General features: G+C 68.8%; 21 protein-coding genes. 8 read left to right on the top strand and 13 right to left on the bottom strand.

From position 1 onward, the window contains the following. The first annotated feature begins 276 nt into the window (after positions 1-276). Positions 277-777 carry a VOC family protein gene (locus QHF84_RS29075; protein WP_281316699.1) on the top strand — a complete coding sequence of 167 codons (501 nt, stop codon included), beginning with the start codon at positions 277-279 and terminating at the stop codon, positions 775-777. Positions 778-882: 105 nt separating this feature from the next. Here QHF84_RS29075 and QHF84_RS29070 read toward each other — a convergent pair whose 3' ends face one another. Next, entirely contained in the window at positions 883-2,505 is a 1,623-nt protein-coding gene (locus tag QHF84_RS29070) for a hypothetical protein (protein ID WP_281316698.1), read from the bottom strand. 236 nt (positions 2,506-2,741) lie between these two features. On the opposite strand from QHF84_RS29070, the gene QHF84_RS29065 reads away from it, so the two are divergent. Beyond that, complete coding sequence (locus QHF84_RS29065; protein ID WP_281316697.1) at positions 2,742-3,599, top strand: PAS domain-containing protein; 858 nt, start codon at positions 2,742-2,744, stop codon at positions 3,597-3,599. A 22-nt stretch (positions 3,600-3,621) separates the two neighbouring features. On the opposite strand, the gene QHF84_RS29060 is transcribed toward QHF84_RS29065, so the two are convergent. From QHF84_RS29060 to QHF84_RS29030, 7 genes are all read right to left on the bottom strand, one after another. Continuing rightward, positions 3,622-4,983, bottom strand: a complete 1,362-nt coding sequence (locus QHF84_RS29060) for a sigma-54 dependent transcriptional regulator (protein WP_348652890.1) — start codon at positions 4,981-4,983, stop codon at positions 3,622-3,624. Further along, positions 4,965-6,455 (bottom strand): HAMP domain-containing sensor histidine kinase, encoded by a 1,491-nt coding sequence (locus tag QHF84_RS29055; RefSeq protein ID WP_281316695.1) that lies wholly within the window; start codon positions 6,453-6,455, stop codon positions 4,965-4,967. The genes QHF84_RS29060 and QHF84_RS29055 overlap by 19 nt, the downstream gene beginning before the upstream one ends. A gap of 64 nt (positions 6,456-6,519) precedes the next feature. Continuing rightward, positions 6,520-8,853, bottom strand: a complete 2,334-nt coding sequence (locus tag QHF84_RS29050) for a lamin tail domain-containing protein (RefSeq protein WP_281316694.1) — start codon at positions 8,851-8,853, stop codon at positions 6,520-6,522. Positions 8,854-8,864: 11 nt separating this feature from the next. After that, positions 8,865-9,290 carry a response regulator gene (locus QHF84_RS29045; protein ID WP_281316693.1) on the bottom strand — a complete coding sequence of 142 codons (426 nt, stop codon included), beginning with the start codon at positions 9,288-9,290 and terminating at the stop codon, positions 8,865-8,867. Positions 9,291-9,524: 234 nt separating this feature from the next. Then, entirely contained in the window at positions 9,525-10,214 is a 690-nt protein-coding gene (locus QHF84_RS29040; protein ID WP_281316692.1) for a hypothetical protein, read from the bottom strand. A gap of 7 nt (positions 10,215-10,221) precedes the next feature. Continuing rightward, positions 10,222-10,593, bottom strand: a complete 372-nt coding sequence (locus QHF84_RS29035; RefSeq protein WP_281316691.1) for an NlpC/P60 family protein — start codon at positions 10,591-10,593, stop codon at positions 10,222-10,224. An 82-nt stretch (positions 10,594-10,675) separates the two neighbouring features. Then, positions 10,676-11,779, bottom strand: coding sequence for a hypothetical protein (locus tag QHF84_RS29030; RefSeq protein WP_281316690.1), 1,104 nt, complete (start codon positions 11,777-11,779; stop codon positions 10,676-10,678). Positions 11,780-11,839: 60 nt separating this feature from the next. Here QHF84_RS29030 and QHF84_RS29025 point away from each other — a divergent pair, with 60 nt between their 5' ends. The 3 genes from QHF84_RS29025 (at position 11,840) to QHF84_RS29015 (ending at position 15,054) form a co-directional block, all read left to right on the top strand. Next, positions 11,840-12,646: a Nif3-like dinuclear metal center hexameric protein gene (locus QHF84_RS29025; protein ID WP_281316689.1), complete on the top strand. Its 807-nt coding sequence runs from the start codon at positions 11,840-11,842 to the stop codon at positions 12,644-12,646. 474 nt (positions 12,647-13,120) lie between these two features. Beyond that, positions 13,121-14,287, top strand: a complete 1,167-nt coding sequence (locus QHF84_RS29020; RefSeq protein ID WP_281316688.1) for a sensor histidine kinase — start codon at positions 13,121-13,123, stop codon at positions 14,285-14,287. Between the two features lie 143 nt (positions 14,288-14,430). Beyond that, complete coding sequence (locus QHF84_RS29015) at positions 14,431-15,054, top strand: hypothetical protein (protein WP_281316687.1); 624 nt, start codon at positions 14,431-14,433, stop codon at positions 15,052-15,054. Positions 15,055-15,061: 7 nt separating this feature from the next. Here the strand turns inward: QHF84_RS29015 and QHF84_RS29010 are convergent, their stop codons facing one another. Then, positions 15,062-18,949: an ATP-binding protein gene (locus QHF84_RS29010; RefSeq protein WP_281316686.1), complete on the bottom strand. Its 3,888-nt coding sequence runs from the start codon at positions 18,947-18,949 to the stop codon at positions 15,062-15,064. A 336-nt stretch (positions 18,950-19,285) separates the two neighbouring features. Here QHF84_RS29010 and QHF84_RS29005 point away from each other — a divergent pair, with 336 nt between their 5' ends. Genes QHF84_RS29005 through QHF84_RS28995 form a run of 3 tightly spaced genes read left to right on the top strand, consistent with a single transcriptional unit; the run spans position 19,286 to position 22,250 of the window. Beyond that, positions 19,286-20,710 carry an L-serine ammonia-lyase gene (locus tag QHF84_RS29005; protein ID WP_281316685.1) on the top strand — a complete coding sequence of 475 codons (1,425 nt, stop codon included), beginning with the start codon at positions 19,286-19,288 and terminating at the stop codon, positions 20,708-20,710. A gap of 56 nt (positions 20,711-20,766) precedes the next feature. After that, positions 20,767-21,564, top strand: coding sequence for a hydroxyethylthiazole kinase (thiM, locus tag QHF84_RS29000; RefSeq protein ID WP_281316684.1), 798 nt, complete (start codon positions 20,767-20,769; stop codon positions 21,562-21,564). After that, positions 21,561-22,250, top strand: coding sequence for a DUF3750 domain-containing protein (locus QHF84_RS28995; RefSeq protein WP_281316683.1), 690 nt, complete (start codon positions 21,561-21,563; stop codon positions 22,248-22,250). The genes thiM and QHF84_RS28995 overlap by 4 nt, the downstream gene beginning before the upstream one ends. Here the strand turns inward: QHF84_RS28995 and QHF84_RS28990 are convergent, their stop codons facing one another. From QHF84_RS28990 to QHF84_RS28975, 4 genes are all read right to left on the bottom strand, one after another. Further along, the gene (locus QHF84_RS28990; protein WP_281316682.1) at positions 22,251-22,970 is read right to left on the bottom strand and encodes a hypothetical protein; all 720 of its coding nucleotides are present in this window, start codon (positions 22,968-22,970) and stop codon (positions 22,251-22,253) included. A 35-nt stretch (positions 22,971-23,005) separates the two neighbouring features. Beyond that, positions 23,006-23,362 (bottom strand): hypothetical protein, encoded by a 357-nt coding sequence (locus tag QHF84_RS28985; protein ID WP_281316681.1) that lies wholly within the window; start codon positions 23,360-23,362, stop codon positions 23,006-23,008. 88 nt (positions 23,363-23,450) lie between these two features. Then, positions 23,451-25,169 (bottom strand): hypothetical protein, encoded by a 1,719-nt coding sequence (locus tag QHF84_RS28980; RefSeq protein ID WP_281316680.1) that lies wholly within the window; start codon positions 25,167-25,169, stop codon positions 23,451-23,453. An 85-nt stretch (positions 25,170-25,254) separates the two neighbouring features. Beyond that, positions 25,255-26,163, bottom strand: coding sequence for a hypothetical protein (locus tag QHF84_RS28975; RefSeq protein ID WP_281316679.1), 909 nt, complete (start codon positions 26,161-26,163; stop codon positions 25,255-25,257). Positions 26,164-26,200: the final 37 nt, after the last annotated feature.

Raw genomic sequence — 26,200 nt, 5'->3', positions numbered from 1 at the left:
CGCCCGTCTCGCCCCGCTTGGAAGTGGAGAGAACTAGCTCGCCAAGGCGGGCGACGTGGTCACGGAACGTCCTCGCTTCCGAGGCTGCCCGGACGGAGTGCGCGGAACCACAGTTTCGGGACGCACGATTTCGTCACGGAGGACCGATGAGTTTTCCCTCGGCCGCGGGTCCATGTACGTGAAACACCTCCGCGGGGGGTTGCCGTACGTTCACGACGAACCCGGCCGCTCCCGTGGTTCCTCCGTCACGCTCACGAGAACAGCGAGAACAAGACCATGCAAGACAGGTTCCAGCGCATCACGCCGTTCCTCTGGTTCGACACGCAGGCCGAGGAGGCGGTCAACTTCTACACGTCGATCTTCCCGAACTCCCGGATCGTGATGAGCACGCGTTACAGCAAGGAAGCCGCCCAGGCGTCCGGCCGGGCGGAGGGGTCGGTCATGACGATGGCCTTCCAGCTCGACGGGCAGGATTTCACTGCGATCAACGGCGGCCCCCAGTTCACGTTCAGCGGGGCGATCTCGTTCGTCGTGCATTGCAAGAACCAGGAGGAGGTGGACCATTACTGGAATCGCCTCACCGAGGGCGGCGACGAAAAGGCCCAGCAATGCGGCTGGCTCCGGGATCGCTTCGGCGTGTCCTGGCAGGTGGTGCCGAAGCAGCTCGTCGAGCTGCTCTCCGATCCCGACCCGAATCGAGCGCGGCGGGCCACGATGGCCATGCTCGGGATGAAGAAGCTCGACATCGCGGCCCTGCAGAAGGCCGCGGCGGGCTGAACGACGGAGACGCCGTCGAGCCCTCGCCCTTGACGAGGGTCGGCGGCGCCATGAAGCGCCCGCCCTCGTCATTCCCATGGCCGAGGGTCCCCGCGAGCGCGCCGGTCATCGAGCCCGGACGCGGAGCAGGGCGAACATCCCATCCGGAGAGACCCATTCCCGCTCCAGGAGGAAACGCTCCGGGGGTTGATCGGCCGCCCGGCCGAGCCAGGCGGACATCTCGGAGGGCCGGTAATCGCGCGGGCGGTACTGGAACGAGGCGAAATGGTGATACCCTCGCTGGAACGAGAGCTCGAGGAAGCGATGCTCGCGCCGCGCGGTAAAACCCTCGCGATCGAGCGCGAGGAGAAACGACTGCGACGGCGTGTCGAATGAGTAGCTCAATAAGCCGTCGTCGACCTCGATGAACTTCGGGAGCCCGTTCGGATACTGCTTTCGCACCTCGGGCACGGTCCTCTCATGGAACCGCAGAAAGTCGCCGTTGTATGCGACGTGCCTGTGGTACTTGAAGAAAAACACGAGGACGAGCGCCTCCCCGATGGCGCAGGCGGCCAGGTATCTCGGGGAAGGTCGCAGCGTGTTGAATGCCGCGAAGCGGAGGCGCGGCAGGCGCGCCGAAAGGACGAACAGCGTGGGGAGGAGCGTGGAGACGGGGAAGTACCAGTATCCCTGGTGCAGAGCGAGCCCGAAGCAGAAATTGTACGCGCCGAGCGCAATGACGCCCAGGGCCGCGAACGCGAGCAGGATCTGGAGCCTCGTCGCCTTCCGCCGGCGCAGGGCGACGACCAGGATGTAGGGCAGCGAGAGGAGCGGCGGCAGGACGATCTGCGCTTCGCGGCACGCATTCGGCAGCCACCACGGCGAGTTTTTCAGCGCTCCCTGGAAGAGGGCTTTGATGAGGTGCGCGTGCTCCGGGTTCCACTTCGGGAAGGTCGTCTTCGCGGCCCCGCTGATGGGCATGAACGATCCGAAGTAGATTCGATTGATCAAGAGATAAGGCAAGAGGAGCGCGACGAACGCGAGGACCGCCGCGCCCGCGGCCCGCCGAAGGCCGCCTCGGCGCAAGCACAAAAAGCAATACCCCGAAAGCATGGGCGCGGCGATGAGCCCGAGATCGAGGCGCGCGAGCGTGAGCGCCGCGAGCGCCGCCCCGACGTACGCCCCTGCCCTCGCGGAATGCAGGGCCGAGCGAGAGGTCGCAAGGAAAAGAGAGAGCGCGAAGAGCAAGAGGCAAAGGCCGCTCTCCATGCCATTCATGTAGCTCCACGGGGTCCCGAAGACGGGGAGCCGCCAGTGAGACAAACCGGCCTTTTCGATGAGCCCGAGGCCGAAATTCCAGAGGGGAAGGACGAGAAGGGCATAAACGCCGACGGGCAGCAAGACGAAGGCAGGCGTGAGCCGACGCGCGCGGAGGAGCGTCATGCCGAGGAGCCACGTCGCACCTCCGGCCGCAATCACGCTGCTCACGACGGCCAGGAAGAGGCCGATGTCGCCGAGCCCGGCCTTCTCGCGCACGAGCTCGGTGAACCCGATGAAGGTCTGCCAGAGCGGATGAAAGCCGTTCGTCGCGAACTCCCCATCGTAGGAAAACCGGCCCGTTCGCGCGAGGTTCCTGCCGATCGTGAGGTAATAGTAGGTGTCGATGGCCATCCAGTGAAAGGGGGCCGTTTTGATCGACGAGAGCAGGTCGACGAGCGCCGGAGCCACGACGACGAGCGTGGTCGTCACGGCGATCCATCGTCGCCGGAGAAAAACGAGAAGACGCTCCACGAGCCTGCGCGGGGATCGCATCGCGTGCGTGATGGCACCACCGTCGCGGACCTACGTCAACGCCTCGATCCCGACCGAGATCCATTCTTTCCCGCGGACACCGTGATCCTCCCGAAACATGCCGATCTCCACGTCGTCGTTTCCTCTTCCAACCTTGCCGGATGCGTGCGATACGGGCTACAGGTGGAAGGTTCATGAGTCATTCCGAAGAGATGCTCGACGGGTCCGCGGAGGACCACGCGCTGGTGCGCACCCTCGAAGCGAAGGTGCAGGCGCTCGAGGACGAGCTACGTTTTTTCCGCGCGCTCGCCGACGAGCTGCCGCTGAGCCTTTATCACAAGGACCACGAAGGGCGCTGCGTCTGGGCCAACGCGACGATGCTCGCCAGCGTCGGCTGCGGGCTCGAGGATGCGCTCGGCAAGACGGTGTTCGATTATTACCCGCGCGAGCTCGCGGAGAAATACGACGCCGACGATCGGCGCGTGGTCGAGACGGGCGAGACGTGGCAGGGCATCGAGGAGCACAAAGCGCCGGCCACCGAGGGCTCGCGTTACGTGGAGGTCAAGAAGGTGCCCGTGCGGGACGCGGACGGCGCGATCACCGGCTCGATGGGCATCTACTGGGACGTCACGGGCGTGCGCCGCGCCGAGCGCCTGGAGGAGGAACGACGCGCACAAGCGGCGACCTTGCGCGAGCTCGGCGCGCCGCTCCTGCCGCTCGCCGAGCGGGTCCTCGCGATGCCGCTCATCGGCCGCATCGACGCCGCACGCGCCGCGCAAGCGCTCGATTCGCTCCTCCACGGCGTCTCCGAGCGCCAGGCCTCCGTGGTGCTGCTCGACGTGACGGGCGTCACGACGATCGACACCGAGGTGGTGCGCCTGCTCGTCGACGCCGCCGGGGCCGTGCGTCTGCTCGGCGCGCGCGTGGTGCTCACCGGCGTGAAGGCCGCCATGGCGCAGGCCATGATCGAAATGGATGCCCGCCTGGAAGGGATCGTCACGCTGTCGACGATGCAAGCAGGCGTCGCGTGGGCGCTGGCGCGGCGGGGATGATCCTTTTGCAGGCGGTGTCGCCTCAATCGCCGCTGCCGTACCGAGCGAGCTTGCGATAAAGCGTGGCGCGATCGAGCTTCAGGAGCTCCGCCGCGCGCGTCTTGTTGCCGCGCACCGCCTCGAGGACCCGCAGAATGTATCGGCGCTCCACGTCCTCGAGCGGCAAAAGCTCCGCGGGATCGTCCGTGGCCACCACGACGTGCTTGGCCTCGTGGTTGCGAATCTTCTCGGGTAGATCCTCCGCGCCGATCTGCTCGTACGTGGCGAGCGCGACGGCGCGCTCGATGCAATTCGAGAGTTCTCGGACGTTGCCCGGCCACGCATAACTCATGAGTTTGTCGGCCGCCGCATGCGACAGGCCGGTGACGCGCCGCCCGGTTGCCGCGGCAAACTTCTCCACGAACCTCTGCGCCAAAAACAGGATGTCCGTGCCGCGCGAGCGCAGCGGCGGCATCTCCACCAGCACGACGTGAATACGGTAATAGAGGTCCTCCCGGAATCGGCGCTCCTCCACCGCGGCCTCGAGATCGCGGTTCGTGGCCGACACGATACGCACGTCCACGGCCACCTCGTCATCGCCGCCGACGGGCCGCACGGTCCGCTCCTGCAAGGCCCGGAGGAGCTTCGGCTGCAGGCCGAGCGGCATGTCGCCGATCTCGTCGAGGAAAAGCGTCCCCCCGTGCGCCTTCTGGAAGAGGCCCGTGCGCGCCGTGCGCGCGTCCGTGAAGGCGCCGCGGACGTGGCCGAAGAGCTCGCTCTCGAGCAATGCCTCGGGCATCGCCGCGCAATTGATCGCGACGAACGGCCCGCCCCGCCGCGCGCTGCGCCGGTGCAGGGCGCGCGCCGCGAGCTCCTTGCCCGTGCCGCTCTCGCCCGTGATCAGCACCGAGGTGTCGAGATCGGCCACCCGTTCGAGCATGTCGGTCGCTCGCTTCATCGCCGCGCTCGCCCCGACCATTTCCTCGAACTCGCACGCCTCCGCCGCCGCGTGCCGCAGCCGCTTCACCTCGTCGCGCAGCGCCCGGTGCCGCACCGCCCGCTCCACCGCGATGCGCAGCACTTCGAGCTCGAACGGCTTGGGGAGGAAATCGTACGCGCCCGCGCGGATGGCCGCGATCGCGGTGTCGAGGCTCCCGAACGCGGTCATGACGATGACGGGCACGTCGGGCCGCGTCCCCATGATCCGCTCACATAACGCGAGGCCGGTCATGCGCTTCATCTGCAGGTCGGCCACGACCACGTCGAAATCGTCGGCCGCGAGCAGTTCGAGCCCCTCCTCGCCGCTCGTGCGGTACGCCGTGACGAACCCGCGCTTTTTGAGCCCCTTGTCGAGAAGCTCGCAGACCTCGGGTTCGTCGTCGATGATCAGGACACGCCCGGGGATGCTCGGCTGCACGAGGGCAGGTATACGCGAAACCGGCTGCCTTTGCCCACCTCGCTGTCGACGCGGATGAACCCCTCGTGCTCGCGCACGATGCCATACGAGACGGAGAGCCCGAGCCCGGTCCCTTCGCCCACGTCCTTGGTCGTGTAGAAAGGTTCGAAAATATGGGCCACGACGTCGGACGGCATCCCCTCGCCCTCGTCGCGGACCTCGATGCAGGCATACATTGCCTCGTCCCCACCGATGTCATGAGGGGGCGCCGCGCGCTCTTCGTGGACCTCCACGCAGAGCTTTCCGCCCGCCTTCATGGCCTGGATGCCGTTGACCACGAGATTCGTGAGCGCTTGCTGGATCTGGGCCGCGTCCACGTCCGCCTCGATGGGCGCCTCGCCCGCCGCGATCTCGATCGAGACGTTCCGCTTGTCCGCGAGCGGCCCGAGCAGCGATAGGGTGCGCCGCGTGACGCCGCGAAGATCGGTGCGCGATTTTTCGGCGCCGCGCCGACGCGCGAAATCGAGGAGCTGGCGCACGATGCGGATGATGCGGTCGGTCTGCTCGGCGATGATGCGCGCGTCGTTCTCGACCTCGCCGGGGCTCGTCCCGTCCTCGCAGAGCATACGCGCGCGGCCCGAGATGACCTGGAGCGGCGCCCCGAGCTCGTGCGCAATGCCCGCCGCCAGCTTGCCCACGGTCGCGAGGCGATCGGCATGGCGGAGCTGCTCGAGCGCGGCGATGCGCGCCTCCGTCTCCCGCGCCGCGCGCGCGTTGGCCTCGGCGAGGCGGTCGCACATGAGGTTCATCTCGTGGGCGAGCTGGCCGATCTCGTCGCGCTGGGAAAGCCTGAGGCGCGCGGAGAGGTCGCCCGCGCCGACGCGGCGCGCCTGCGCGATGAGGCTCTGCATCGGCCGGCCGACGAACCATACGCCGAGGCCGGTGGCGATGAGCCCGCACACGAGCGCGACCGCGAGGTTGGCGAGGAATGTGTTGAACAGCGCCGTCCGCACGTATTGCTTCTCGCCCGCGAGCGACTCGGCGAGCTCGATGGCGCCGAGGGATCCTCCACCTTCGGCGACCACGGGCACGAACGTGACGAGGTGCTCTTCGTGGACGTCGTCGAGGCGCGGGAGCCTGAGCACGAGCTCTTCGCCATTCGCGACGGGATCGAGCACGACGCGGGGCGCGGCGGGGGCGTCGGGGCTCTCCGCGGGCGCGTCGAGGGAGACCCAGCGGATGCGCACGTGGTTCTCGCGCTGGTTGGCGAGCTCCACGATGGCGCGGGCCCGCTCGCGCCCGTCGGCGTGGACCACCGCTGCGACGGCCCCGGCGAGGGCGCGGCCATAGGCGTGCGAATCGTGTCGGATGTCCGTCTCGAAGAGCGCGACCAGCCGGCGCACGCGGAAGTAGGCGTGCACGGCGACGACCGCGAAGACCCCCAGGATGAGGGCGATGGCGAGCTTGCGGGCGAGCTTCACCGAGGGAGCGTACCACGAAGGCGTCCTCGGGCGGGCCGACGGGCCTTCGGCGAAGCGGACGTCGTCACGGCGTCACCGTGAGCGGCGGGAGCTGGGTCACCTCGAAAAAGAGCCCCGCATTCGAACCTGCGCCGTTCAGATCACAATAGGTCCACCTCGTCCCGTCGAGGCTCACCCGGTAGGCGTAGCGGTACGAGCCTGGAGTGGCGGGAGCGAGGAACGAGGCCTTGTATTCGTCGTCATTGCCGATCTGCGTATCGTATGTGGCCGGGAAGAACTGCCAGCCGCTCTGGGTGGTGGGGTTGATGCTGGCTGGGCCGAAGCCCACCTCGACCTTCAACGTAGCGCTCGCGCCGGCCGCCTCGGTCACGCCCGCCTCGTAGACCCGACCGTAAATGACGGGCGTCATCGCCGAGGCGGAGACCGTCATCGAGGCCGGAGATTGCACATTGCAGAAATCGATCTCGTACGCCTGATCCGATTCGTTGGCCGTGACGTCGCCCGCGCAGGCGCAGGCGCTCGCCATGCTCGCCGAGCTGCGCGGCGCGACCTGAGTTACCGCGAAATCTGCCTTGTTGTCGCCCGTGTCGGCGCACGCGCCGGAGAGGCGCTGGATCGATTGCGCGGCAGTCGACGCTCCAGGGGCCGTGCCGCTCCCCTCGAAGCAGTTCGCCGTGCTTCCATACCCCACGAAGTCCATGATCTGTGCGCCGCTGGGGCAGCCGCCGCTGAGCGCCGTGGTGGTGTTGACCAGCGCGACCTTGCCCACCGCGGCGCTCATGTTCGTGGTGCCCGTCGCGTCGGACGCCGGCAATGCCCCGCCATTCGCGCCGCCGGCCTGCTGGACGAGGAAATAACCGCCGGGGGCGATGGTGCCGCTCAGGTTCGTCACGAGCCACGTCGTCCCGACGGCGCTCGCGTATTGCACCGACCAGCCGGCGAGGTTCACCGCGGTGTTGCCGCGGTTGTGCAGCTCGACGAAATCGTTCTTGTACGTGGCGCCGGCGTTTCCGCCCCCGCCATAAATCTGGCTCACCACCACCGTGCTCGCGCAAGGCGCGGAAGACGGTGGCGCCACGGTCCCGAGGCCGACGCTCGACGTATATGCCGCCCCGAGCGGCGTACCGTCGGCGCCCTTGACCGCCGTGGTGACGCGGACGTGGTACGTCGTGCCATACGAGAGCGCCGGCGACGGGGTCCACGTGGCCACGGTGCCATTGCCCGACATCACGGGCGCGGCCGCGGCGAAGCCGAGGCAGGTGACGAATCCATCGGTCGAGAGCTGGACCGTGCCGGCGCAAGGTCCGACCGTGGTCTGCGCGGTGAGCGAGGCCGGATCCATGGGTCCGCTGAACGTGACCGCCACCGTGGAGCTCACGGGAGCGCCGGTCATTGCGTCCGCGGGCGTCGTGCCGAGCACGGTCGGAGGTTGGCAGAGGCTCGCCGCGCAGAGGCCGCTCTTGCAGTCCGCCGACGCGAGGCAGCTCTCGCCCACCCCGCAGCCGGGGCAACCGGCGCCGCCGCAATCGACGTCCGTTTCGGAGCCATTTTTCACGCCGTCGGCGCAGCTCGCCGCCTTGCAGACGCCGCTCGCGCAGACGCCGCTCGGGCACTGTGCGCCGGTATTGCACTGGACGCACTGGCCGCCGCCGTTGCAAACCTTGCCTCCGTTCTGGTTACACGCCGCGCCTGTGGCGAGCGGCGGATTGGAAGGCGCGCCGGACGTGCAGACGTCGGATGTGCATGTATTGCCGTCGACGGGGACGTCGCTGTCGTCGACCTCGGGCGAGGTGCCGCCGGAGCCGTCGCAGACCATCTGCACGCAATCGCCGGCCATCTGGGAGGGAAGGGGCGTGCCCGCAGCCGCATACTCGACGCCGCACACCCCCATCACGCACACGCGGGTCCCACACGAGGTATCCTGCCCCGGGCAATCGGCGGCGGTGAGGCATTCGACGCACGCGCCCTCGCCGTCGCAAATCGATCCGGCGTCGTCGCAGGCCGTGCCCGACGGGACGGGCGGGTTCGAGCCGATGCCGCTCGTGCAGACGTCGTTTGTACACGTATTGCCATCGACCGGCACGTCGCTGTCCTCGGGAACCGGGACCACGCTTCCAGCCCCGTCGCACTGCTGGATCACGCAATCGCCCGGCTGCTGCTCGGGCGCAGGTGTTCCGGCCGGCTTGGGCGAGGTGCCGCAGGCGCCGGCGTCGCAGGTGGCTGTCACGCACGGGTTCGTCGGGGCCGGACAATCGTCGGGGTTCCGGCAGGACGCACCCCCGCCCTGGCCGCCGCTTCCCCCTCCCCCTCCGCCGTCGGGAGGCGTGCCCTCCGCACATGCGACGCCGAACGCGGCGAGCGCTCCCAGCAACATGGTCCTGACAATCGTCTTCTTCATACCCTCGTCTTTCATGGCACCTTCGAGCCCACCGCGCCCGTGGGCCGGCCGGCATTGAGCACGACCGTGCGCAGATCGTCGACATCGAACGGTTTGTCGAACACCGCGAAGGCGCCCGCGGCCCGCGCGCGCGCGTGTGTGGCCGCGTCGCCGAATGCCGTGGTGAGCACGAAGGGCGTGCGCCACCCGACCTCGCGCAGGGACGCGAGCACGTCGAGCCCGCTCTTGCCAGGCATGCGGTTATCCGAGACGATGACGTCGGGCCGGCTCTCTTCGGACGCACCCCGCGAGAGCGTGCCCAAAAATTCGAGGAGCTGCGTGCCGCTCTCGAACTCGATCACCGTATGCCCGTCCTTGCGCAGCGCGTGCGCGAGGAGGCGGCGCACCTCCAGGTCGTCCTCGGCGAGGAAGACGCGCAGAGGCTCGCGACGTCGCAAGTCCTCCCCGCCGGCCGAAAGGTCCCACGCTGCGCTCGATGTGCCTTGCGCCATTCCGCTCGGCGGAACTGCAAAGGGCGCGCCACGCCGATCCACGCCGAAATTCGCCCCACGGACGCGCGCGCGGGCGCCGTGTTTCGCGGCGCTGTCGCATTCTGCGACAGGGACGCGCCCGTCAGTCGTTTCCGGGGGAACGAGCGAGCTCGCGGTCGAGCGTGGCTCGATCGAGCGCCCTCACCGCCCCGCGATCCACCCGTCGAACGTCCCCTCCCCGCTTGCGGTCCCGGCTTCGACCTTGATCCACAAATTGAGGAACGCCGTCCCGGCCGTCCGCTCGGGGTATTTCCGGTACGTCGCCGGCACCCGCGCCCCGAGGCCGTGGAACGTCACGATCCGCGTGCCCACGGGCGCCGCGTCGAGCGCCGCCTCCACCCGCGCCGTGTCCTCGCGAAATCGCTCCTCGGTCAGCGGAATGGCGTCGTCGAGGCGCCTCGCCTCGGGGAAGATGTTCTCCTCGAACGGATTGCAAAAGTAATAAGCCCGGTACACATCCCAATCGATGTCGGCGAGCGTGCCTCGACGCACCTCGGCGCGACCTGTGAGCCCGAGCGCGTCAATCACGTCCATCGCGGTCTCGACGAGGGCCGCGCGGTGCTCGATGCCATGGAACACCGCGTCGGTCGTGAGGGCGCCCGCGATACAGAGCTTGCCCACGCCGGCGCCGACGTCGAGCACGGGGCCACCTTCCTCGGCGAGGAGGCGGCTCACCTTGCGGGCGACGACGAGGGGGGTCCAGAAGCGCGACGAGACGCGCCGGATGGGCTCGGGGAAGAGCTGATCGAAGGCGCGATCGGAGACGGGGCGCCCCGCGCGGACATCGCCGATCACCTTGTGGAGATCGGCGTCGAGTCGGGGGCGCGTCATGCGAGGATCAGAAGCCGGTGTAGCGCAGGAACGCGTCCGGCTTCTTGCCGCCGTACGAGCCGTTCCAGTAGCCCTTCTTGTAGTTCGCCTCGGCCACGCCCGTCGAGGTCTGCGAGCCGATGAACGTGCCCTGATCCGGGTCGAGTACGATTCCGATGTGCCCGGGCCAGTGGACGAGGTCGCCCGCCTGGGGCTCGGTCACTTTCTGGAAGTAGGGCGAGTTCCCAAAGTCGTTCGCCAGCATGTACGGGAACTTGGGGTTCACCGCTGCACGGAGCACGGCCACGACGAACTGGTTGCACTTCATTTCGGCGTAGGAGATCTCCCGGCCTTGCATCTGCTCGTAGTTCCGGGCCACCTGCGCGATCTCGTATCCCATGGAAGAGTCCTCCCGCTTCGCGAAGAATGGTCGGGAGTTTACACGCGCATGGTCGCGATGAAAATACCCTTTTGGTGACTCCTCAGCGCCATAGCTCGCGGAGCGCTGCGGCAAGCTCCGGCGCCGCGTCGGGCAAAGGGCCGCGGCAAGCACGACGCGCAGCGTCGAAGAGAGCCTCGGGGCGCGATAACGCGGCGCGCGCTTCAGCTTCGTCAGCAAGCCGGGTGCCGAGGCCGAGCGCCTCGACGTCGTGGGCAAGGCGCACCGACTCGGGGCTGCCGAGCAGCGGGAAGACGGCGAGCGGCACGCCGGCAATGGCAGCCTCGGCGAGCGTCGAATACCCGGCCTTGGCGAGGACCAGATCGCAGGCGCCAAAATAACTCTGCGGGTCGGGCGTGATGGCGGGGAACTGCACGAGCGGGCCGCTCTGCCGCGGATCCGGGGCGTGCGAGGGCGCGAGGAGCCGAACGCCCGAGGCGGGCGCGGAGGCGGAGAGGACGTCGTACAGGACGGCGTCGAGGCTGCCGCCGAGGCCGAGGCCGAGCAGAAGGTCGCCCTCGGGTACGCCGAGCTCGCGGCGAATGGTCGCTCGATCGCGGCGCGGGCGGCGAGCGAGGACGCCGTCGATGTCTCGAAAGGTCGCAAGGCCCGCGAGCGGCATGGCTCCGAGGCGGAGACGATAACCGAGGCGCGCACGGGCGTACGCATCGGCGAGGATTTCGTCGACGTCGCTGCCAAATCGGCCCGCATACATGTCGAGCCACGTGAAGTTCGAGCAAACGACGGCGGGAATGCCCGCGCGGTCGGCGGCGAGGATCGCGGCGGCAGGGGCGTCGGCGACGACGAGCGCGGCGCCAAGGGAGACGAGGCGCTCGGCCTCGGCCGCGACGAGGCGGGGAAGATCGGCACGCCACGCGGCGAGAGCCTCGCGGGAGCGGTCGAGGTCGAAGTCGAGGGCGCCCGCGCGCGGGGCAAGGCCGGGGTCGAGCGAGGCCACGGCGACGTCGACGTGCGCGGCGAGGAAGGGCAAAGCAGCGCGGATCATGGGCGCAGCGGCGCCGGCGCAGAGCGTGACGGAGACGCCGTCCTCGGCGAGGCGCGCCGCGAGCGCGAGCATGCGGGCGGCGTGGCCGAAGCCATGATCGGAGGCGTAGACGACGATACGATCGGGGGGCGCCGCAGGCATGGCCCTCTGGTAGCGCAAAATGGCGCGGCCGGGGCGGGCTTTGTGATAAGAGCAGACCTCATGCGCCTCTCCGACGTGCTCCCCGTGCTGGAATCGATCGCCCCCCTCAGGCTCGCCGAGGGCTGGGACAACGTGGGCCTGCTCGTGGGAGATCCGGCGGCAGAGATCCGCGCGGCGCTGCTCTGCATCGATTACACGCCCGGCGTGGCCGCCGAGGCGCGCGAGAAAGGCGTGGACCTCGTGTATTCGTACCACCCGCCGATCTTCGAGGCGATGAAGCGGGTGACCGCGCCAGGGCCGATCTTCGAGGCGATCCGGGACGGGATCGCCATTTACTCGCCGCACACGGCGCTCGACGTGGCCGAGGGCGGGACGAACGATTTCCTGGCCGACGTCCTCGGCCTCGGCCGCGGCCTGCCCGCGCGCCGTCCAATGCGCGCGCCAGGCGCAAAATTCGGTCCGGCGCCGGAAGGAGAATCCCTCGGCCTCGGGCGCATCGGCGCGCTCGAAGCAGAGGTGTCACGGGAAGAGCTGCTCGAGCGAATCAAGCGAGGCCTCGGGATCGAGGCGCTGCTCGTGGCGGGGCCAGCGACAGGAATGGTGCGCACGGTGGCGGCAAGCGCGGGCGCCGCGGGCGCGATGGTCGAAGACGCGCTCGGCCAGGGGGCGGATCTCTACCTGACGGGCGAGATGAGGCACCACGACGCGCTACGGGCGGCAAAGCTCGGCATGACGGTGGTGTGCGCGCTGCATTCGAACAGCGAACGGGCAGTCTTGCCGCGCATCCGGGAGCGAATCGCAGGGGCGCTGCCAGGTCTGTCCGTGTTCGTGAGCGGGGCAGATCGGGATCCGTTCGTGGTGAGGTGACCCAGAGAATCGCAGCGCTTTCTGGGCGGCGCATGGGTCTCGTCCGGGAGGCGTTTCGCTGGGGCTTCGCCCCAGGCCCCAGCAGGGGCTGTCCGCCCCTGCACCCGGACCAGCGCAAGCGCTGGACTCGGGGTCGATGAACTGCGCGATGCGCAGTTCATCGAACAGGAAGAGGCAAGACCGGCGAGTGACGCTGCCAACCAAGGGGGCTTCGATCGGCAGGCGTGTGGGCACGTCTTTGAGACGCGTGCACACGACCTGGAGACGCCAACCCAAGACGCCTCCGATCGGCAACACCGTCCCTGGTCTTGCCACCGGCCTGTGGGAAGAACTGCGCATCGCGCAGTTCTTCCCCAAAAGGTCCAGCGCTTGCGCTGGTTCGGGTCGAGGGGCGAACAGCCCCCGCGGGGCCCGGGGCAGCGCCCCGGCGCTACGGCTTGCCCCTTCGCCCCTCCGCCAGTCTACTCTCTCGCCATGCGCGAGCCCGACAGCGTGGTGAGCATCTCGCCGCTCTACCCTCAGTTCTTCGGCTGGAAACGCTGGGCCATTGCCACCCTCGTCGTCCTCGGCGTGATGGTGCTGCAGACGGTCCCGAGTGCCCTCAACCGCCAGCCCCCCAAAGACCTCGCCCTCCGCATTACCTTCCTCCTCGTCACTGTCCCCCTCCTCATGTTTGCCCTCTCGGGGAGCTTCCATTGGGCCACGCGGAGACGACTCGCTTCGGGGCGAACCCTGCTCGTCAGCCTCCTCGTTGCTGCTGTCGTCGGCGCCACGTCCACCTTGGCCATCGTCCTCGCGGCCGAGACCTTCCCGATCCTCGGCATGCAGCCCGAGAACCCGGCCCCCTACACCATCCTCGCGACCTTCGGCTCCATCTATGGCCTCATCATGTGCGCCGTCTGGGCCCTCGCCTTCGTGTATCCCTTTGCGGCTGAGGACGCGCGCCTCCGCGCCCTCGAAACCGAGAAGCTCAAGCTCGAGGCTGACCAGCTCCGCGCCGCGGCCGAGCTCGCGCGCCTCCGCGCCCAGCTCGAGCCCCATTTCCTCCTCAACACGCTGAATGCCATTGCCGGCCTCGTCACGCAGGATCCTCGCGAAGCCCGCCGCCTCCTCGCTTGCCTCGGGGATCTCCTCCGCGACGCCCTCCACGAGGCCGACGAAATGCAGACGCTCGACGAGGAGATTGCCTGGCTCCGCCGTTATGCCGACATCCTCGAATCACGCCACGCCGGGTCGCTCCGCTTCCAGTGGGAAATCGAGAGCCTCGCCGAAAATGTGCTCCTCCCACGGCTCCTCCTCCAGCCGCTCGTCGAGAATGCCGTCAAGCACGGGGCCCTGCGCCGGCGCGGCGGCGGCGGCACCGTGCTCATTCGCGCCGTCGTGACCCCGGCGGACGGCGGCTCTGCCGCGCGCCTCGTCTGCACGATCGAGGACAACGGGCCCGGGATTCCCAAAGCGCCCCCGCGCTCCGGCGCGTTCGGTTTGCACGCGGTCCGGAGACGCCTCGCGCTCAAATATGCCGACGCTTGCATGCGGCTCGAATCCTCGGGCGACGGGACACGATCCATCGTCGAGCTCCCGTGTATTCCGGCGGAAAGCGCGATGCGCGTCGCGGGCGCGACCAACCTCCGCCAGGCCTGATCGGCTCGTCGTCCTCAGAGCGCCCCTCGTCGGCCGGATCCCGCAGCTCGTCGGTTGAGCGTCGCTGCGGTAGCGCCCACCTCCATTCTTGGGACGAGCTTCCTTTCAGCATCCCTGGAACGAATCGCCGATGGAGGTGTTCCATGACTCGACTTCGATTTGCGCAAATCGCGTCCGCGCTGCTCGGCTTTTTCGCGCTCTTGCCCGCGGCTTCGGCCCGTGACAAGGGCCATCGGTTCGTCGCGACGGTGCACGGCGGCGCCGGGACGGAGGCCGGGGTCGGCGGCACGCTCGAGCTTCGGCTCCTCGACGCGATCTGCTTGGGCGGCACGCTCGATTACGGCGTCAACTATGCAGGCACCTACGGCACGTATCGGTACCTCGGGCCGGCCGTGCACGGGAGCTGGTCGATCAAATTCGCCGACATCTTCGAGCTCCGGCCCTTCTTCGGCGCGCGTTTCCCGCTCGATCTCCAGACGGTGAACGTGCCCGATTACAAGATCGTCGACAACCACGACGTCGCGTTCACCACCGGCCTCCGCACGGCGTTCATCCTCGACTTCTTCGTGATTGGCTTGCAGGTCGATTTCACGCCCCACGGGGTCACCTGGGAGCAGCTCTCGACGGGGAAGCGGCTCGAAGAGGACGAATACTTCTTCCGCGGATCGTTCGTCCTCGGCGTCGCGCTCGGGCCGGACAAGAAGGAAGGGGAAGGCGCGCGACACAGCGCGCAGGCCAGGCGAAGCCGGTTCTGGACGGCGTTTTAGGCGGCAGCTACTCCGCCTTCCTCTCCTGCCCGAACAGCTCCTCGAAGAGCCCGGCCAGCCGATCGAATTGCACTGGCTTCACCAGATGCGCATCGAAGCCGGCTTCCCGCGAGAGCGACCGATCCGACTCCTGCCCATAACCCGTCACCGCGATCAACCTGAGCCTCATGAGCTCCGGCCGCTCCCGGAGCCGATGCGCGAGCTCGTACCCATCCATCACCGGCAAACCGATATCGAGCAGCGCGATGTCGGGCCGGAACTTCTCCGCCACCCGCAATGCCGACGGCCCGTCCGACGCCACCCGCGTCTGATGCCCCAAGGTCCCCAGCGACTCCGCCAGCAAAGAAGCCGCGTCCTCGTTGTCGTCCACCACCAGGATCCGGTGTCCGCCCGTGCCCCCGGACCTCACCGGCGCGGAAGCCCGCGCTCGCACCGCCTCCACCTCGGAAAACCCCGCCGCCCCGGGCAGCCGCACCGTGAATTCGCTCCCCCTCCCCTTCCCTTCGCTCCGCGCCGACACCGTCCCCCCGTGCATCGTCACGAGGTTCCGCACAATGGCCAACCCGAGCCCGAGCCCTCCCTGCGCGCGGTCGAGCGCCTGCCTGTCCTGCACGAAAAAATCGAAGATCTTTGGCAGCACGTCCGAGGCGATCCCCATTCCATTGTCGCGCACCCGGATCTCCACGTCGCGCCCCCGCCGCTCCGCTTCCACCGCGATCTGCCCGCCCGATTCCGTGTACTTCGCGGCGTTCGTCAGCAGATTCGACATCACCTGCGCGAGCCGCGTCCCGTCTCCGTCCACCAAGAGGCCACGCGACGGCACCTCGACCATCAGGTGGTGCCGCCTCTGCTCGAGGAGCGGGCTCGCCATCTCGATCGCCTTCGCCACCACCTCCGCGATCTCGATCCGCTCCTTCTTCAGCTCCACCTTGCCCCGCGTGATGCGCGAGACGTCGAGGAGATCGTCCACGAGCTGCGCCAGGTGCTTCACCTGCCGCTCGATCACCGCTCGCTCCCGCGCGACCACGTCGCCCGCGCGCATCCGCATCAGATGAAGCGCCGTCGTGATCGGCGCGAGCGGGTTGCGCAGCTCGTGCCCGAGCATCGCCAAGAACTCGTCCTTCGAACGGTTCGCCGACTCCGCCAGCCGACGCGCCTCCTGCTCCCGCACGAGCAGCTCCTCCCGCTCCTGCATCGCTTCTTCCAGACGCTTGCGCGCGCGCACGCGCTCCGTCACGTCGACGGCCACGCACAGGATCCCCTCCGGCTCCCCGGACTCACCGCGCACCGGGTACAGGTTGAAGCTGAAGTACGACTCCTCCACGTGACCACGCCCGCGATCGATGTCGAGCCGCTCCTCGTCGGTCACGTACGGCGTGCCGGTCGTGTACACCCGGTCGAGGACGCCGATGATCGCGTGATCCGCGAGCTCGGGGAACACCTCGACGTACGCCCGCCCCTCCAGGTGTTTTTTGCCCACCATCGCCTCGAAGTGCGGGTTCGCCAGCTCGAAGACGTACCGCGGGCCGCGGAGCGACGAGATCGCCACCGGCGCTTGCATGAAGAGCGCGTGCATCTTCGCCCGCTCCCGGAGCGCGCTCATCCGCAGCTCCGCGAGCTGAAGGTGGACCGCCACGCGCGCCACGAGCTCGCGCGCCGAGAAGGGCTTGGGCAGGTAGTCGTCCGCGCCCGCCCGGAGCCCCTTGACGCGTGATTCTTCGCCCGCGCGCGCCGAGAGCATGATCACCGGCACGTCCCGCAGCACCGCGTCGTCGCGCAGCGCGCGCACGAGACCAAAGCCGTCGAGGTTCGGCATCATCACGTCCGTGAGCACGAGATCCGGCCGCGACGCGCGCGCGGCTTCGAGCGCCGCCGCGCCGTCCGCGACCGCATCGACCTTCCAGTGCTCGCCGAGGATACGCCCGACGTACGCGCGCATGTCGGCGTTGTCGTCCACGAGCAGGATGCGCGCGTTCGGATGCGAAGCGAGCGCGCCGATCGAAGGCGCCGGCAAGAGCCGCTCCGAGCTCGGCGCTTCGGCGTCGCCTTCCGCGTCCGCGCCGGGCAGCCACCGCAGCGCCTCCTCCACGTACGGAGCCGCCGCGCCGGATCGACTCGAAGCCGGCGCCGGCTCGGCGCGCACACGCTCGGCGGGCAGGTGCGCCGCGCCGAACGGAATCACCACCAGAAACCTCGTCCCCTTGCCGAGCTCGCTCGCGACCTGGATGCGCCCTCCGTGCAGCCGCACGAGCTCCTGCACCAGCGCGAGCCCGATGCCCGAGCCCTCGTGCGTGCGCGCCCGCGCGCCCTGGATGCGGTGAAACCGATCGAAGAGCCGCGGCAGCTCGTTCTCGGCGATGCCCGTGCCCGTGTCCTCGACCGTGAGCTCCACGTGGCTCGTCGCCGCCCGCAAGGCCACGCGCACCTTCCCCTCGAACGTGAACTTGAGCGCGTTCGAGAGCAGGTTCAGCACGATCTTCTCCCACATGTCGCGGTCGACGAAGACCGGCTCCACGAGCGCCGGACAGTCGACCTCGAACGCGAGCCCCGCCCGCTCGAAGGCCGAACGAAACGCGCTCGCCAGATCGATCGTCAGCGCCGCGAGATCGGTCGGCTCGTACGCGGCGTCGATGCGGCCTGCCTCGATCCGCGAGAAGTCGAGCAGCGCGTTCACGAGCTTCGCGAGCCGCATCGTGTTCCGATGCACCCACCGCAGGGCCTCGCCGCCGAGCGCCTCCGTGCCCGACGCGAGCGCGTCCTCGACCGGCCCGAGGATCAACGTGAGCGGCGTGCGCAGCTCGTGGCTCGCGTTGCTGAAGAAGGCCGTCTTCGCGCGATCGATCTCGGCGAGCGCCTCGGCGCGCGCGCGCGCCTCCTCGTGGGCGCGGGCGTTGCCGATCGTGGTGACGACTTGATCGGCCGAGAGCCGGAAGAGCCCACAGTACCGATCGTCGAGCAGGCGATGCGGGCTCACGCCGGCCACGAGGAAGCCATACGGCTCGGGCTGCCCGGTGCGCACGAGGGGCAGGACGATCGCGCGCTCCGGCGGGCTTCCCCAGCAGCCACCGGGCAGCGCGCCGAACTTCCCGGCGAGGTCGTTCACGAGGACCTCGCGCCCCGCGCGCGCCGCCTCCGCGAGCGGCCACGCGGCGCGCGAGGTATCGCCCCGCAGCGGCACGATCGCGGGTTTGGCCGGGCCCTCGTATCCGGCGAGCCCGCTCTCGCCGACGAGCCGCGCTTCGCCTTCGCGCCCCTCGGCGAGGTAAAGCAACACGAACGGAAGATCGGCCTCGTTCGTCGCAAAAATTTCCGCGGCCGTACGACATGCCTCCTCGGCCGATTTTGCGTCCGCGGCGCGCGCCGCGAGATCACGCAGCATGCGGAGCTGCCGGTCGTCCTGGATCTGCTCGGTCGTCTCGTGCACGGTCACGAGCACGCCGCCCACGCGGCCGTCGTCGCCCGGGACGGGGCTGTACGAGAAGCTGAAGTACGTCTCCTCGACGAACCCGCGCCGCTGCATCCAGAGCAGCAGGTGCTCGCTCCACGTCGCGGGACCACCTTCGAGCACGCTGCGCGCCATGGGACCGCAGACGTCCCAGATCTCGTGCCAGACCTCGCTGCCGGGGGCGCCGAGCGACGCGGGGTGCTTGTCGCCCAGGATGACCCGGTAGCCGTGGTTGTAGACGGCCTGGACGAGCTCCGGCCCCCACCAGACGAGCATCGGAAACCGCGTGTTGAGCACGACGCCGGCCATCGTCTTGAGGCTCGTCGGCCAGCCCGCGACCGGGCCGAGAGGCGTCCGGGACCAATCGAACGAGCGCATCAAAGCGCCCATCTCCCCGCCGCCGGTGAGGCAGCCCTCGGCCGCGGAATCCTGGACCCCATCCGGAACCATGAATCCAGCTTTAATGGACGTCCGCCCACCGTGCTAGCGCGGAAAAGCGAGCTGTTCCGGACGATTCATCGGTTTTCTCAGAAATCGTGCGATCACGTCCAGGTCGATCCCGTCTGCCTGCATTTTCACGTTATCGGTCTCGTTCGCCACCGTCCCATTCAGTGGTACAAGGGGTTTGGCACGGATACACGACGCCTCGACGGAGTCGTCCTGCCTACGCTCCTCGGACGGGCGAGCCACGCGGGGCCCGGACGAACCGCCTGCCCGCGCGCAAGGTGGCGCCCCCCGCGCTTCGCCTCACCACGCGCCCTCGCACGGGAGTACACTCCGCCCGCGATGACCATCAGCACCTTCGATCTGTTCAAGATCGGCATTGGACCGTCGAGCTCGCACACCGTGGGGCCGATGCGGGCCGCGCGCACGTTCGCCCTGGGGCTCGAGCAGCGAGGCGTGTTCGAGCGAACGGCCAAGGTGAAGGCCGAGCTCTTCGGCTCGCTCGGCGCGACGGGCAAGGGCCACGGCAGCGACAAGGCCGTGATCCTCGGCCTGCTCGGCGAGACGCCGGACGGGGTCGACGTCGAGCGCGTCGAGACGTACGTGAGCGCCGTGAAGTCCACCGGCCGGCTCGCCCTGCTCGGCCGCAAAGAGATCGATTTCGCGCTGCCCTCCCAGATCCTCTTCTCCCGGAAAACCTTGCCGTTCCACCCGAACGGGATGCGATTCACCGCGACGAACGCGGAAGGCGAGGTCCTCGACGCGCGTGTCTATTATTCGGTCGGCGGCGGCTTCGTGGTCGACGACCCCGAGGCGGGCGCGGACGCGCCGAAGGAGGCCTCGCCGGCCGTTTTCCCCCACCCATTCCGCACGGCCGCGGACCTGCTCGCCGCCTGCGCCGCGCACGGACGCTCGATCAGCGACTTGATGCTCGCGAACGAGTCGCTCTTTCGTCCCGAGGCGGAGACACGCGCGGGGCTCTTGCGGATCTGGCAGGTCATGCAGGCCTGCGTGCAGCGCGGCCTGCGCACGGAGGGCACGCTCCCCGGGGGCCTGCGCGTGCAAAGGCGCGCGCCGGGGCTTTACCGGAATCTGCTCGAAAACCCCGAGGCGGGCCTGCGAGATCCCTTGACGGCGATGGATTGGGTGAGCCTCTACGCGCTCGCGGTGAGCGAAGAGAACGCCGCCGGCGGGCGCGTGGTCACGGCCCCGACGAACGGCGCGGCGGGGATCATCCCGGCCGTCCTCCATTATTATCGGCGGTTCATCCCCCACTCCACGGACGACGGCGTCGTCAGGTTCTTGCTCACGGCGGGGGCGATCGGGCTGCTTTACAAGGAGAACGCCTCGATCAGCGGGGCGGACGTGGGTTGTCAGGGCGAGGTGGGATCGGCCTGCTCGATGGCGGCGGGCGCGCTCTGCGAGGTCCTCGGCGGCAGCCCCGCGCACGTGGAGAACGCGGCCGAGATCGCGATGGAGCACAACCTCGGCCTCACGTGTGATCCGATCGGCGGCCTCGTGCAGGTGCCGTGCATCGAGCGCAACGCGATGGCCGCCATCAAGGCCATCCAGGCCGCGCGCCTCTCGCTGCGCGGCGACGGCCGCCATTTCGTCGCCCTCGACAAGGTCATCAAGACGATGCGGGACACCGGCGCCGACATGAAGGAGAAGTACAAGGAGACCGCGCGCGGCGGCCTCGCGGTCAACGTCCTCGAAGCGCCCGTCGACACGACGATCGACGTGAGCGTGGGCATTCCCGAATGCTAGGTTGACAGACGCCCCCGGTTGTCCAGAATATCGGCCCTTCGAGCAGGGGGCGAGCCATGGAGAATCACGCGGGCGCAGTCTGGGAATCGGTGCGGAAGGTCCGAGCGACCCGACCGCTCGTGCACAACATCACCAATTACGTCGTGATGAACACCACGGCGAACGCCCTCCTCGCGCTCGGCGCCGCGCCGGCGATGGTGCACGCGGCCGAGGAGGTCGAGGACTTCGTGGCCATCGCGTCGTCGCTCGTGATCAACATCGGGACGCTCTCGTCGCCCTGGAGCACGGCGATGCGGCTCTGCGCCACGCGCGCGAACGAGCTCGACAAACCCTGGGTGCTCGATCCGGTCGGGGTCGGCGCGACGCCGCTCCGGACACGCGTCTCGGATCAGCTCGCCCAGATCGGGCCCACGGTCATCCGGGCAAACGCCTCCGAGGTCCTCGCCCTCGCGGCCGTGAGCTCGAAGGTCACCCGCGGCGTCGACAGCACCGATCCATCCCAAGCCGCGATCGAGCCGGCGCGCCAGCTCGCGCAGACCTACAAATGCGTGGTCGTGGTGAGCGGGGCCGTCGATTACGTGACCGACGGCGAAAAGCTGCTCGGCGTCCGCAACGGCCATCCCATGATGCCGCGGGTGACGGGCCTCGGATGCACGGCGAGCGCGCTCGTCGGGGCCTTCCTCGCGGTGGAGCCCGATCCGCTCGTCGCCGCCGCACACGCCATGGCCGTGCTCGGCGTCGCGGGCGAGATCGCCGCGGAGCGCAGCCAAGGCCCCGGCAGCCTGCAAATGAACCTGCTCGACGCCCTCTATCAGCTCGACGAGGTCGCCCTCGCGCGCGTGAGGTTCGTGTGAACCAAACCCGCCTCCTCGCCCACGCCGTGCTCGCCGCGGCCGCGCTCACGTCGAGCGCCGGATGTGTCGTCCTGCGGCGCCCGACCACCTTGCCGCCCGCGGACAAGCCTTACGTCGCCGTGCTCAGCGGCGAGATGCCCGAGCCGATCACGATGGTGGCGCGGCACGCGTGGATCGTCGCGAACGTCGCGGATCGGGGCCGCCCGCTGCTCCGGTACGAGCTCCTCTCGCGCGCATTCAAGGACACGACGTCGCGGCCGCTGGACTATTTCGGCGAGGGGGACGTGGCTTTGCATGGCATCGTCGAGAAGGATCGGGGCTCGATCCAGAAAATCGTGGAATGCCTCGACGAGGAGACGCCGCGGTACAACGAGGAGCACCCCGATTACTGGCCGATGCCCGGCCCGAACAGCAATACCTACGTCGATCAGATGCTCCGGCGCTGCGACATCCCGATCGACCTGCCGTCGACGGCCATCGGCAAGGATTATCGGGGTCCGATCGGCGTATCGCTGACGAGCGGCGGCACGGGCGTGCAGTTCGACACGTGGATCGCGGGCGTGAAGCTCGGCCTGACGGAGGGCGTGGAGCTGCACGTCCTCGGCCTCACGATCGGCGTCGATTGGTGGCCGCCGGCTTTGATCTTGCCCGTCAACCCGGGCCGGCTCGGCTTCGACGATCGGTAATCAATTCGCCGTTTCGAGTTCCCAGCCGAACGCGAGCCCGAGAAAAACGGTCCGCATCTGCTCGCGCCGCTCGAGGCGAAAGAAATACCCGCGGCCCATCATCGAGCCGTATCGCTCGAACGTCTTGCCGAACCGCGCCGTGAGGGCCATCGTGTTCTCGTCGACGAACGGGATCAGCCCCGCGCTGCTCTGCCGCACGTCGTTCGTCGGGGTCCAGCCGACCGCGAAGAGCGCCCCGAGCCGCGCGCGTTTCGTCACGTCGAGCTCGAGCCGCACTTCGGCCGGGAGCACGAGCGTCATGGGCACGCGCGCCGTCACGCCGTTCACGCCGATCCCGCCGAAGACGCCGAAATACCCCGACGGCCCGATCGCGACCGCGACGCCGGCCGGATACAGCTCGAACCCGAACCCGAATCCCGGCGCCCCGCCGGCGCCGAACTCGATCCCCAGGCCAAACGCATAAGCGAATCGCTTTCCATACAGGGCACGCGCGGAGAGCCCGCCCATGAAAAGGCCCGACAGATCGTGCACCGCCTCGGGATCACGGGCCTGCGCGTACCGGAGGAACATGTTCACGCTGCCGAGGCCATACTGGCGATCTTCGACATCCGGCAGCTCCGCCCGTGCCGGGGCCGCCACGCTCACGATCGCGGCGGCCGCCGCGAACCCGGCGAGGGACGCGGCCGAGGTTTGGCGCGGAGACATCCACGTGCGAGGCATGGATGCGGAGTGTACGGGAGAAAATCGCGCGACGTCTACGGCCCGATACGGACGCGGGGCCCGTACACGCAGCGGAGCTTGCGCCAGAGCGACGCGCAGGAGGGCAAGGGGCCCGCCGAGATCCAGGTGCGCGGGTCGTACACGGGGACCGCGTACGAGCAATACCCGATCGGGCTCCGGGTGAGCCTCCAGGCCCGGCCCTCCGCGCCCCGACAGTTCGGCGGCGTGGACACGGCGTTCTCCGCCACCCGAGCCGCCGGCGTGCCCGTCGCCGGAGGCGTGTCCTCACTCTCCGCGTTATCCGCGACGCAGCCGCTCCCGAGGACGAGGCCCGAGGCGACCAGAAGGCCGCGCCCCATCCGCGACAAACGCTCCATGGTATCGTGTTTCATGAATGCCCCCCTGGCCGGAGCCTAAAGCTCCGTCCGGATCGCGGGGAGCCCCACGCCGCAATTCGTGTCGTACTGGATCGCCGGCGAGCTACTGGATGTCGCTCGCGTCCGGGAACTGAATGCTCGGGTCCTTGCTCTCCGTCGCGGCAGAGACCTTGCCCACGAGCTCGTCGATGAGCGGATCGATGCCCGTGTTGTAGAGCGGATCGTCCCACTCGCCGTCGTGGAACCAGCTCTTCAGGATCTCGAGCTTCTTGATCGTGCTCTCCTTGTCGAAGACCGTCGGGTTCGGCGCGTCGAGCTCCTTTTTCATCAGGTAAAGCCCCATCCGGATCGCGTTCGTCACCAAACGTGTATGCGCCGGCTGCCGCGCCGGATCGGCCACGACGTGCCGCGTCCCTTCGAGCTGGCGCGTGAGGAGGAACGGCCGCGGGCTCGCCCATTGGCCGTGTCCCGCCGCGTTGTAATCCTCCTTGTTCCGATCGCGGTCCGGCGCCTTCGCGTTGAGCCAGCCGAGCGGCGCGCGCGCCTTCGCGACCATCCCCTTCGCCATCAAGAAGCCGTGGTGGATCGCATAACGGTTCATCAGCGTCGACAGGAAATAGTCGCCGTCGATCGAGGGGATGCCATTGCCGGCGATGAGCAGGGGCGCGTCGTATTCCCACGCGGTCCAGAACCACGATTGCTGGATCACGTCGGTCTGCAGCTCGCGGATGTCCTCGTCCTCGGGCACGTCGGCGAAATCGGGCAGCTCGATGCAGGTGCTCGCGCCCGTGCAATGCAGGGGGTTCACCCGGATGATGTCGCCCACGTGCCAGATCGGGTTGCGATCGATGGCGCGGTTACGCGCCGACTCCGTGGGCCCAGCGGTCGCGCTCGGCGGATCGGATCCGTGCCAGACGTCCGGGTATTCGTCCGTCTTCATGCGGAAGAGCATGTGCTGCGCGATCTGCACGCTCTTCCATTTCTCACGGTTCCAGGCGATCCCGGGCTCGTCGGCGCCGCCGTTCCAGGGGTCGGGCTCGGTCATCTCGTCGATGGCGTCGTAGAATCGCCAGAACTTCGCCTCGTCGGCCGGATCGGCGAGGTATTCGTCGACGATCGTGTACCAGTCCTCCTCCAATCCCATGATCGGCCGCTGCGCGTGCCACGGGATCCACTCGGCCACGCTTTCGAAAGGCGGAAGGCCGGCCGGCGTGTTGAAGGGATCCTCCGACCAGCGATCGAAGGGGATGCCCACGCGGAGCTTGCGGAGGTCGATCGCGTCGAGCTCGTCCGCCGCCGCCTCGGCTTTTTCGATGCTGTCGACCATGCCGTCGAGGACCTTCAGCTTCTGCTCTTCGAGGGACGCGAGAAACACGCGATCACGCGCCTCACGCCGCTCGTACGAATCCATCTCGCCCTCGGGCGGCAGCTCGCCGAGCACCTCGCCGCCGGGCTGGTACGGCCGGAAAGCCGTCCGCGAGACCGGGACGATCGCGTGTTTTTTCCGCAGCGCCTCGATCATGGCCACGATCGCGTCCGTCTCCCCGGCGCCGACCTGATCCGCCTCGGCCCTGCGGCGAATCGTGGCCTCGTCGTAGTCGATCGACGCGATATCGATCCCGTCGGGCGCGTGGCAACCGGCGCAAGGCCCGCGCACGCCCGGCTTGCGGAACGCCTTCAGGCCTTCCTGGATGACCGCGTCGAGCGCGGGATCCGTCGGAGGATCCCCGGAGCCCGCGCCGCTGCCGGGGGAGCCGCCCCCGCCGCAGGCGAGGAGCGAGGACGAGAGGAAAAGCAATCCGGTGAAAGCAAGGGTACGCATGGAGACATGTTCCTGAACCTTTGAGCTCGAAGCAAGCCCGAATTGCGGGGGGCGCGCGGCTCGAGGAAAGGCCAGGCCGGATGCCTCAGAAATAGGCGACCCCGACGCCCGTCGCAATCGCGACGAGGCAGAGAATCACGTCCACCACGCGGCGATGGCGGGCGGGCTTGATGATGGTGATGAGCATCGAGAGCACGACCATCGGGGCGCCCGAGAGCATGACGGTCCACCCGTTCGCCACCGCGACTGCAATCGCGATGAAGGCGATGAGCAGCACGCCGCCGAAGGCCGTGAGGGGCTCCCCCTCGTCGGCGGAAGACATCCGCGCGACGGCGGCGCCCGCGGCGGCGAACGCGAGCGCGAACGCGCCGGCCCCTTCCCAGGCCCAGAACGACGGCGCCCCGGAGGCGACCATGATCGCGGCGAACAACATCGCCGCGAAGAGCGCGGCGGACGACTCGATCACGAGCCCCGCGACGTATCCGATGGCGGCGACCTGGCCGCGCGTGTTCACCTGCTCGACGACCCGGTCCCGCTCCCATTGCTGACCCGCGGTGAGGTTCGTCGGCTCGCCGATGGGGACGCCGCCTTGCGGGTACAGGATCGCCTGCTCTTCCGGCGTGGGCGCCGCCGCCGCGGCCGTCTCGACGAGCGATGGTCCACCGCTCAACCCGAACAGGGAAGCGCCGAGCGCGACGATCCCGAGGAGCGCCGTGGGAAGGGCCACGGCCGAAGCATCGGGCACCTGGAAGAAGCCCGCGGCGCCGAGCGCGAGCGTCAGGACGGAGGCGCCGAGCAAGAGGACGAGGGCGCCTCGATCGACGGGCTTGCCGGAGGAAACGGCGCTGACCACCTTGCCCGCGTTGCGGGGGATCCCGGCGCTCGCGAGCGCGGCGCCGGCGAGCAGCCACGAGGACCGCGTCGGGGGTACGGCGGCGAGCGCGGCGGCGATGGGAACGAGGTGGCGTGCGAAAATAAAGGCAAAATGCGTCATTTCCTGGAGCTCATCCTGGATGGACTTGCGCTCATGC

Origin of the sequence: Polyangium sp. y55x31, assembly GCF_029946505.1 — a bacterium.
Lineage (GTDB): Bacteria > Myxococcota_A > Polyangia > Polyangiales > Polyangiaceae > Polyangium.
This window is presented reverse-complemented; position numbering and strand designations above follow the sequence as displayed.

What these genes read in the sequence shown, in the direction of transcription:
- QHF84_RS29075 (WP_281316699.1), top strand. Translation starts at nt 277, where the DNA reads ATGCAAGACAGGTTCCAGCGCATCACGCCGTTCCTCTGGTTCGACACG.
- QHF84_RS29065 (WP_281316697.1), top strand. Translation starts at nt 2,742, where the DNA reads ATGAGTCATTCCGAAGAGATGCTCGACGGGTCCGCGGAGGACCACGCG.
- QHF84_RS29050 (WP_281316694.1), bottom strand. Translation starts at nt 8,853, where the DNA reads ATGAAGAAGACGATTGTCAGGACCATGTTGCTGGGAGCGCTCGCCGCG.
- QHF84_RS29040 (WP_281316692.1), bottom strand. Translation starts at nt 10,214, where the DNA reads ATGACGCGCCCCCGACTCGACGCCGATCTCCACAAGGTGATCGGCGAT.
- QHF84_RS29035 (WP_281316691.1), bottom strand. Translation starts at nt 10,593, where the DNA reads ATGGGATACGAGATCGCGCAGGTGGCCCGGAACTACGAGCAGATGCAA.
- QHF84_RS29030 (WP_281316690.1), bottom strand. Translation starts at nt 11,779, where the DNA reads ATGCCTGCGGCGCCCCCCGATCGTATCGTCGTCTACGCCTCCGATCAT.
- QHF84_RS29025 (WP_281316689.1), top strand. Translation starts at nt 11,840, where the DNA reads ATGCGCCTCTCCGACGTGCTCCCCGTGCTGGAATCGATCGCCCCCCTC.
- QHF84_RS29020 (WP_281316688.1), top strand. Translation starts at nt 13,121, where the DNA reads ATGCGCGAGCCCGACAGCGTGGTGAGCATCTCGCCGCTCTACCCTCAG.
- QHF84_RS29015 (WP_281316687.1), top strand. Translation starts at nt 14,431, where the DNA reads ATGACTCGACTTCGATTTGCGCAAATCGCGTCCGCGCTGCTCGGCTTT.
- QHF84_RS29010 (WP_281316686.1), bottom strand. Translation starts at nt 18,949, where the DNA reads ATGGTTCCGGATGGGGTCCAGGATTCCGCGGCCGAGGGCTGCCTCACC.
- QHF84_RS29005 (WP_281316685.1), top strand. Translation starts at nt 19,286, where the DNA reads ATGACCATCAGCACCTTCGATCTGTTCAAGATCGGCATTGGACCGTCG.
- thiM (WP_281316684.1), top strand. Translation starts at nt 20,767, where the DNA reads ATGGAGAATCACGCGGGCGCAGTCTGGGAATCGGTGCGGAAGGTCCGA.
- QHF84_RS28990 (WP_281316682.1), bottom strand. Translation starts at nt 22,970, where the DNA reads ATGCCTCGCACGTGGATGTCTCCGCGCCAAACCTCGGCCGCGTCCCTC.
- QHF84_RS28985 (WP_281316681.1), bottom strand. Translation starts at nt 23,362, where the DNA reads ATGAAACACGATACCATGGAGCGTTTGTCGCGGATGGGGCGCGGCCTT.
- QHF84_RS28980 (WP_281316680.1), bottom strand. Translation starts at nt 25,169, where the DNA reads ATGCGTACCCTTGCTTTCACCGGATTGCTTTTCCTCTCGTCCTCGCTC.
- QHF84_RS28975 (WP_281316679.1), bottom strand. Translation starts at nt 26,163, where the DNA reads ATGACGCATTTTGCCTTTATTTTCGCACGCCACCTCGTTCCCATCGCC.